Here is a 2,325-nt window from a genome sequence, read left to right on the forward strand (position 1 = left end):
GGCTCCTCCGCCGCCGGCTCCGCCAGCGACCGGCAGTCCGTCAGCAGCTCCGCGGCCGTGGTGTCCTCGCCCAGGCACAGCGCCATCCAGCCGGCCTTCGCCAGGACGGTGAGCCGGGCGGCGGACGGGCCACCGGTGCGCCGCAGCGCCTCGTCGGTGCGCAGCAGGGCGCGCAGGCCCTCGCCGAGCGTCCCGGCGAAGAACCACAGGCGCAGGGTGGTGAGGGCGCTCGCGATCTCCGCTCCGGCCTCCGCCTCGCCGACGGTGGCCGCGTCGGCGCACCGGTCGAGGATGGCCCGGTAGTTGGGGAGGTCCTGGGCCGCCTCCCAGAGGTAGCGACCCTCGTCGGGGCCGTACCAGCGCGCGCCGTGGCGCGTGGCCTGCTCGCGGTAGTAGCGGCCGAACCGCCGCCGCGTCGCGATCTCCTCACCCGGCAGGTCCGGCCGTGGCTCCTCGGCCCGGCGCAGCCGTGCCAGGCCGTACTCGCGCAACGTCGCCAGCATGGAGTAGCGAGTAGGCGCGGTGTCGGTGTCGGCGGTCACCACGCTCTTGGCGACGAGCGCGCGCAGGAGCGCCGGTATCCGCTCGCCCGGGAGCCGGTCATCGCCCGCGACGGCGACCGCGGCCTCCAGGGTGAAGCCGCCCGCGAACACCGCCAGCCGCGCCCACAGCAGCCGCTCGTCCGGCGAGCAGAGCCGGTGACTCCACTCGAAGGTGTGCCAGAGCGTCCGGTGGTGGCCGGGGTGGTCCGGCCCGTCGGTCAGGAGGCCGAGCCGGAACGCCGACAGCGCCGACACGATCTCGGGGAGCGCCATCGAGCGGACCAGCGGCGCCGCGAGTTCGATCGCCAGCGGGATGCCGTCCAGCAGCCGTACGAGGCGTCCGACGTCCGCCGCGTTGCCCGCGCCCACGGTGAAGCCCTCCCGCACCGCCGCGGCCCGCTCCTCGAACAGGCGTACCGCCTCGTACTCGCCGGCCACGGCATGGTCGGGGTCGGACGGCGTGTCCATCGGGGGCACGTCGAGCAGGTGCTCGCCCTGGCAGCGGAGCGGGAAGCGGCTCGTGGCGAGGATCCGGAGCCGGGGGCATCGGGTGAGGAGCCGGACCACCAGCGAGGCGACGCCCGCCGCGAGATGCTCGCAGTTGTCGAGGATGAGCAGGGCCTCGCGGCCGGCGAGGGCGGCGGTCAGCACCTGGCCGGAGTCCGCGGAGGAGATGTCGTCGACGGGCAGCGCGTCCAGCACGGCCCGCCCCACCATGCCGTCGTCGGTGACGGACACGAGGTCGACCCACCAGACCCCGTCCGCGTAGAACCGGCGGACGGCGTGGCCGAGATGGACGGCGAGCCGGGTCTTTCCGGTGCCGCCTCCGCCGGTGAGCGACAGCAGGCGCAGCCGCGGATCGGCCAGCCTCGCCCGGGCGGACCCGAGAAGCTCCCGCCGCCCGACGAAGCGGTTCAGCTCGGCGGGGACGTATCCGCCACGCCAGCTCGGCTCCGCGGATCCGGTCATGTCCGCCCGCTCGCCTTCGTCTCCGTCCGGGTGATGAGTCGAGGTCGATGGTAGTGCGGAGTGCCCCGGCCGTCGGCGATATACGGCTTCGAGACGGCTTCGCGGCGAAGGCCCGGATCGGTATCGGACTCGGTAGGACTACCGATGACGGTGCGTCCGCACCCGCCGATGATGATCCCCTCGCCGTCCCCCCGCCTCGCGCGACGGAAGATCAAGGAGTCCCTCAGTGTCATCGGCCTTGGCACGTACGCGAGGCGTCGCGCCCCCGCACGCCGACCCGCGGGCGGACGTGGTGACGATGCGGGCCGGCCGGGTGATCGTCGCCCGCGTCCGCGGCCTGCCGAGCCTGGTGGCGGACGCGGTGCGCCGGATCAGCGCCGCCGACCGCGACCCGGTCACGGTGGCGCTGTACCACGGCGGCCTGGCGGAGGCCGTACGGGACGAGCGCAGACCTCAGGCCAGGCCGGGCGACCTCGTCGTCTTCGATCATGACCGGCCCTACGACCCCGCGGTCATCAACGCCCGTGACGTCGTGGTCGTCGTTCTGCCCGGGACCGCGCTGGGCGCGGCCGCCGGCCTGCTCCGCCGCCATGCGGCGGTGCCGCAGCCGTGCGAGTCCGGGATGCGCGCGATCCTGGCCGCTTTCCTGTCCAGACTGGCCGACCACCTCACCGACCTGCCCGGCACGGCCGGCGCGCACCTGGCGGACGCGCTGATCTGCATGCTGGTCACGGCCGTCACCGGGATCACGACCACCGGGATCACGACCACCGGGATCACGACCACCGGGATCACGACCACCGGGATCACGACC

The 2,325-nt window shown here is 74.4% G+C and carries 2 protein-coding genes; one reads left to right on the forward strand and one right to left on the reverse strand.

The genetic code is table 11. The annotated features are described in order from the left end of the window. Nucleotides 1-1,511: ATP-binding protein (locus tag ACFFNX_RS44775; RefSeq protein WP_446678559.1), on the reverse strand; the 1,511-nt coding region annotated here is incomplete at its 3' end. 226 nt (nt 1,512-1,737) lie between these two features. On the opposite strand from ACFFNX_RS44775, the gene ACFFNX_RS44780 reads away from it, so the two are divergent. Next, nucleotides 1,738-2,325, forward strand: a 588-nt coding sequence (locus ACFFNX_RS44780) for an AraC-like ligand-binding domain-containing protein (RefSeq protein ID WP_378212358.1), incomplete at its 3' end; no start/stop codon positions are given.

It is taken from the genome of Actinoallomurus acaciae (genome assembly GCF_042429965.1).
GTDB lineage: Bacteria > Actinomycetota > Actinomycetes > Streptosporangiales > Streptosporangiaceae > Actinoallomurus > Actinoallomurus acaciae.